This window comes from Agaribacter flavus, from assembly GCF_042646125.1.
Taxonomy (GTDB): domain Bacteria; phylum Pseudomonadota; class Gammaproteobacteria; order Enterobacterales; family Alteromonadaceae; genus Glaciecola; species Glaciecola flavus.
Map to the genome: position 1 here is coordinate 20,344 of NZ_JBHRSW010000048.1, position 6,671 is coordinate 27,014.

At 43.8% G+C, this 6,671-nt stretch carries 2 protein-coding genes; both read right to left on the reverse strand.

Annotation, left to right across the window (positions count from 1 at the left end; translation table 11 throughout):
- Window positions 1-119: 119 nt before the first annotated feature.
- Window positions 120-1,535, reverse strand: coding sequence for an FAD-dependent oxidoreductase (locus tag ACFOHL_RS16790; RefSeq protein WP_376921401.1), 1,416 nt, complete (start codon window positions 1,533-1,535; stop codon window positions 120-122).
- Between the two features lie 11 nt (window positions 1,536-1,546).
- Complete coding sequence (gltB, locus tag ACFOHL_RS16795) at window positions 1,547-6,013, reverse strand: glutamate synthase large subunit (RefSeq protein ID WP_376921402.1); 4,467 nt, start codon at window positions 6,011-6,013, stop codon at window positions 1,547-1,549.
- Between the last annotated feature and the right edge of the window lie 658 nt (window positions 6,014-6,671).

Genomic DNA, 6,671 nt, shown 5'->3' on the forward strand with positions numbered 1-6,671 from the left:
ATGGTGTTTTGAAGAGGAAAGCAGTTAAAAAAGCCGCATTTTTATCTGCGGCGTTTTTTATTCATATTGGTTCTTTAAGGGGGGAATTGGGCTATTGTTTTGCTTCTACCCCTAACTAGTTAAACGTCTAAGTAGTCCAATATACCATTTGCTGCTTTACGACCCTCATCAATTGCCGTTACAACCAAGTCAGATCCTCTCACCATGTCTCCGCCTGAGAAGATCTTAGGATTGCTTGTTTGGAAGGGATAAGGTCCATTTGCCGGAGCTCTAACACGGCCTTTTTCATCGAGGATTATCCCAAAATCAGCAAACCAGTTTGATGGGCTAGGGGAGAATCCAAATGCGATGATTACTGCGTCTGCTTCAAGTACATGAGCTGAGCCAGGAATTTCAACAGGTCGTCTACGTCCGGCTGCATCAGGTTCGCCCATTTCCGTTTTTACAACGCGCACACCAACGGCGTTGCCATTATCGTCTACAGCGATGTCAACCGGCGAAATGTTGAACTGAAATTCAACGCCTTCTTCTTTAGCATTCACGACTTCACGACGAGAGCCTGGCATACTGGCTTCGTCTCTACGATAGGCGCAGATAACAGAAGAAGCTTGTTGGCGTATTGAAGTCCGCACACAGTCCATTGTTGTATCACCACCACCTAGCACAACAACGCGCTTTCCTTTCATATCGATAAAATCATCTGGCGATTTTTCTGTGCCCATTACTCGTCGAGTGTTGGCAACTAAAAATGGTAGTGCATCATACACACCCGGAGCGTCTTCATTGGCAAACCCGCCTTTCATAGACTTATAGGTTCCCATCCCAAGAAAAACTGCATTATAGTCATTTAACAGTGTTTCGAATGGCATGTCTTTGCCTATTTCGGTGTTAAGGATGAATTCTACACCCATCTCTGTAAAAATCTTGCGACGAAGTTGAACGACTTCTTTTTCTAACTTAAATGAAGGGATACCAAAGGTCAGTAGCCCACCAATTTCTTCGTATTTGTCGAATACAACTGGTTTTACACCGTTTCTCACGAGGATATCAGCACACGCCAGGCCTGCCGGCCCTGCGCCAACAATCGCGACTTTCTTATCCGTCCATTCAACATCAGACATGTCTGGACGCCAACCCATCTTGAACGCTGTATCAGTGATATATTTCTCGATACTACCGATAGTCACAGCGCCAAAGTCATCATTTAAGGTACATGCCCCCTCACAAAGTCTATCTTGAGGACAAACTCTTCCGCACACCTCTGGAAGGCTGTTTGTTTTGTGGCACAAATCGGCAGCTTCGAGAATTTTGCCCTCGTTAGCGAGTGCAAGCCATTGCGGTATGTAATTGTGTACTGGGCATTTCCATTCACAATAAGGGTTGCCACAATCCAGACATCTATCAGCTTGACCTTCGGCTTGTGAAGACGTCATTGGTTGGTAAATTTCGCCAAACTCTTCTTTGCGCATTACAATTGGTTTTTTGGGTGGATCAATACGCGCTACATCCACAAATTGGTAAATATTTTTTGCCATACTACTTTTCCTTATTGCGCCTGCACTCTGAGTTCAGCACTTGAGCGGCTAATGTGCCCAAGTAGGTTTTTCACGTCACTAGTTTTTGGTTTAACCAATCGGAAACGCTTCATTTCTTCAGCAAAATTGGTCAATAGACTCAAAGAGTGCGCACTACCTGTTGCTTCATAGTGTTCGTTAATAAGGCCTCTTAAATGCTCAGATAGAATAACTTTGTCTTCAATGCTCAATACTTCAACCAATTCAAAGTTAACTCTGTCATTTAAATCGTTAAATTCATCGTAGAGATAGGCGAAACCACCCGTCATACCTGCACCAAAGTTAACACCCACGCTACCTAAAACGGCGACAATGCCTCCGGTCATGTATTCGCAGCCGTTGTCTCCGATTCCTTCGATTACCGCTATAGCGCCTGAGTTTCTGACCGCGAAACGCTCACCTGCGCGGCCTGCAGCATATAGCTTGCCACCCGTCGCACCATACAAGCAGGTATTACCCATGATGGCGCTATTGTGTGCATCGAAGCTAATACCTGTTGGGGGATGAATGACTAATTTACCGCCGGTCATACCTTTACCAACGTAGTCATTTGCGTCACCTACAAGTGTCATTTCTAAGCCGCCAGCATTCCACACGCCAAAGCTTTGACCCACAGTACCACGAAGTGTGATTTGAATAGGTGTATCAGTCACACCAGTGTTGCCATAACGTTTAGCAATAGCACCAGACAATGTTGCGCCTACCGAACGGTGGGTGTTTTTTACGTCGTATGTGAGTGAAATTGAAGATTTACTCTCGACCGCTGCTATTGCGTCTTGCAGCATTTGCACATTTAACTCACCTTTATCAATAGGTGAATTGGTAGTTTCTGAGCAGAACAACTTGGTATGGGTGCCTGCTTCAGGTTTTTCCAATAACGGAGACAGATCAAGCTTCGCTTGTTTAGCCGTTTGGCCGTCTATAAGTGACAAGAGTTCGGTGCGTCCAACAAGATCTTCAAATTTTGCCACGCCTAAACTTGCCATAATTTCACGTACTTCTTGCGCAATAAACTTAAAGTAGTTCATTACCATTTCTGGCAGTCCAATGAAGTAGTTGTCGCGCAACTTACTGTCCTGCGTAGCAACACCTGTCGCACAGTTGTTTAGGTGACAAATTCTTAAGTATTTGCATCCTAAAGCGACCATTGGTCCTGTGCCAAAACCAAATGACTCAGCACCTAAAATACCTGCTTTTACTACATCAAGGCCGGTTTTTAAGCCGCCATCGGTTTGTACTCTAACTTTGTGTCGCAAGCCATTCTCAACCAGTGCCTGTTGAGTTTCTGACAAACCTAACTCAAATGGGCTTCCCGCATATTTCACAGAAGTAAGAGGGCTCGCACCTGTACCGCCGTCGTAACCAGAGACGGTAATTAAGTCTGCATAGGCTTTGGCAACACCTGTTGCTATCGTGCCTACACCGGGTTCTGACACCAACTTAACGGAAATCAAAGCCTCTGGATTAACCTGTTTCAAGTCAAAAATTAGCTGAGCTAAGTCTTCAATCGAATAGATATCATGATGTGGAGGAGGAGAAATCAATGTAACACCGGGAACCGAAAAGCGCAGTTCTGCAATGTACTTATTGACTTTATCTCCCGGCAATTGCCCACCTTCACCGGGTTTTGCACCTTGTGCAACTTTGATCTGAATAACGTTTGCGTTAACCAGATAGTGCGGCGTTACACCAAAGCGACCAGAAGCAACTTGTTTGATTTTAGAGTTTTTCTCAGTGTTAAAACGTTTGGGGTCTTCACCACCTTCACCTGAGTTTGATTGCCCTCCCAAGCGGTTCATGGCAATCGCCAATGCTTCATGTGCCTCAGGGCTTAATGCACCGATTGACATGGCAGCAGTATCAAAACGCGGATACAGATTTTCTGCTGGCTCCACCTCATCAATACTAATTGGGTTTTGCCCTGCTTTTATTTGCATTAAGTCACGAAGGTGGCTGGGCGCTCTGTCATTAACTAATGATGCATATTTTTCATAATCTTTGTAGTCACCACTGACTACTGCAACTTGAAGCGTTTTTACCACATCAGGGTTGTAAGCATGATATTCGCCATCGTGAACATATTTTAGCAGTCCACCATGTGAGAGCGTTTTACGCTTTATCCAAGCAATGCGAGAAAGGTTTTGCAAGTCCTGTTGGAAATCGTCAAATCCTGCGCCTTGAAGTCGGCTGGTTACGCCGTTAAAGCACAAATCCATTACATCACTATTGATGCCAATGGCTTCAAATAGTTTAGAGCTGCGATAACTAGCTACCGTGCTAATGCCCATTTTCGACATTATTTTGTAAAGGCCTTTATTAATGCCTTTGCGATAATTAAGTATGGCGTCTATGGCACTGCAATCAATGTCACCTTGCTCAACAAGCTGCTCGATGGTTTCGTATGCTAGGAAAGGATATACTGCGGTTGCCCCTAGTCCTATTAATACTGCAAAGTGGTGTGGGTCACGTGCCGAAGCTGTTTCTATGACAATATTTGCGTCGCAACGCAGTTGTGCCTCAACTAATGTTTTTTGCACTGCACCAACGGCCATCGGAGCTGGGATGGGAAGCTTACCTTTTTCTATCGCTCGATCAGACAGAATAACAAACGCTGCATTTTTCTCTTTTACGGCGATAATGGTCTCTTGACACACTCGCTCAATAGCGGCTTCTAGCCCTTCTTCTGGCTGATAGTTAAGGCAGATTGTTTCGTTGTGATAATACTTCTGATCGTATTCGCGTAGCTGCTTAAGATCCGTGTACACTAAGACAGGAGAATCAAACAGAACGCGCTTAGCGTAGCCGCTTGTCTCGTTAAATACGTTTTGTTCGCGACCAATACACGTCGCCAAAGACATCACATGATTTTCTCTGAGTGGATCTATTGGTGGGTTGGTAACTTGGGCAAACTGTTGACGGAAATAGTCGTAAAGTGTGCGTTGGCGCGAACTCATAACAGCCATCGGCGTATCGTCGCCCATAGACCCCACAGCTTCTTGCCCATCTTTAGCCAGCACTTTAACTACTTGCTGAATTTCTTCGTAGCTGTAGTTAAACAACTTGTGGTACGTGGACATTTGTTCGTCGTTGTAGACACGTTGACCAATTAAAGGCGCATCACTTTCTTCAATTGGCTTTAGGCGTTCGATGTGTTCTTCGAGCCATTCTGCATATGGATGACGAGCCATCAAGTCTTCATCGATTTCATTCGAACGCCAGATCTTGCCTGTGTGTGTATCAACAGCCAGCATTTCACCGGGTCCAACACGGCCTTTCTCGACCACGTCTTGCTGACGATAATCCCAAATTCCTATCTCGGATGCGAGCGTGATAGTGCCATCTTTAGTCAGCACGTAACGAGCTGGGCGCAGCCCATTTCTATCCAAGTTACAAGCAACGTGTCTGCCATCTGTCAACACAATACCTGCCGGTCCATCCCACGGCTCCATATGCATCGAGTTAAATTCATAGAATGCACGTAAGTTAGGATCCATGGTGTCATTATTTTGATAGGCGGGTGGAACCAGTAAACGCATTGCTCTGAATAAGTCCATGCCACCTGCTAAAAATAGTTCAAGCATGTTGTCTAGTGAGCTTGAATCAGAACCCTCTAAGTTTACAAATGGTGCGGCTTCTTTTAAATCGGGTAATAGCGGTGTAACAAATTTACTCGTTCTAGCAATTGCCCACTCGCGGTTTCCTTTAATCGTGTTGATTTCACCGTTGTGTGCTAAAAACCTGAATGGTTGAGCCAGAGGCCATTTGGGTAAGGTGTTCGTTGAAAATCGTTGATGGAAAACGCATATCGATGAGGTTAACTCGGGGTCTGCTAAATCTAGATAAAATTCTGGCAAGTCTTTAGGCATGACCAAACCTTTGTATATATGTACAAAGTTAGATAAGCATGCAATGTAAAAGTCTTCATCTTGAGCGAGGCGTTTTTCTGCGCGTCGGCGAGCCATATATAAACGGCGTTCGACGTCCGGCGCAATCCAACCATTTTGTGCATTGACAAAAACTTGCTCAATTTGCGGCACGCCAGTGCGAGCTAAGTCACCAAGTATGTGATGATTTACGGGTACTTCACGCCAACCCAAAACACACAGCATTTCTTTCTCAAGCTCTTCATTTAACACTGTTCGCGCAGCTTCGGCTAAATTTTTGTCTTGATTAAGGAATATCATGCCGACGGCATAATTGTTGTTTAAGGTCCAACCGTTTTCACTGGCGACTTTGCGAAAAAATGAATCAGGTTTTTGTAGTAACAAACCACAACCGTCTCCAGTTTTTCCATCAGATGCCACACCGCCGCGGTGCTGCATACGATCAAGTCCCTGGATCGCTGTTTGAACTAATTTGTGACTAGATTCACCATTGATATTGGCAATAAGGCCAAAACCACAGTTATCTTTTGAATCAGATTGATGATACAAACCCATTTTTTCTCCTTCCACGCGGCTATGCAAAATGCAATAAAATGCGTGATTCGTTCAGATATTTTACATCAGAACCAATAACTAAATAACGACAAAATGTCGAATACACGTTTTTTTATTTTTGTTAGTCGTCAGCGTGCTTTCAGAGGATACTTAGATCAAAAGCAACAATTATCTTTTGTTGTCTTTTGTGTATCGAATTATTATTCATTCCACTAAGCGGGGGGGAGAACATACCGATTTCGCAACAAAAAATCAAATATCACTGAGTTTAATATTCATATTCATATGGTGAATGAAGTATAAGTTTATGAAATTATTATAAATAAATATTGACAAAATTTTGACGTCGACGCGTAAGTGCATTTGTACACGGCTGCTTATTTCGTCAAATTTATCCCCTAGCTAGGCACTGCGCTCTGTACATATTTATTCAATAGCGTTTTGCGAGAAATCCGCAGCGGAACGATTTGTAAACGCTTTTATAAGCATTATTTTTGTTCTCGTATTGCAAGTAGACCGTTACAAAACCTGTTTATGTGCTGGGAATCCTGCTAGCATTCGCTCAGATATATACCCGTGATCAATGAAAATGCTTGATTTTTAATGAATAGAGGATCAATCTATTACCATGATTGATATTTCCCTCACATCTGAACAA

What these genes read in the sequence shown, in the direction of transcription:
- gltB (WP_376921402.1), bottom strand. Translation starts at nt 6,013, where the DNA reads ATGGGTTTGTATCATCAATCTGATTCAAAAGATAACTGTGGTTTTGGC.
- ACFOHL_RS16790 (WP_376921401.1), bottom strand. Translation starts at nt 1,535, where the DNA reads ATGGCAAAAAATATTTACCAATTTGTGGATGTAGCGCGTATTGATCCA.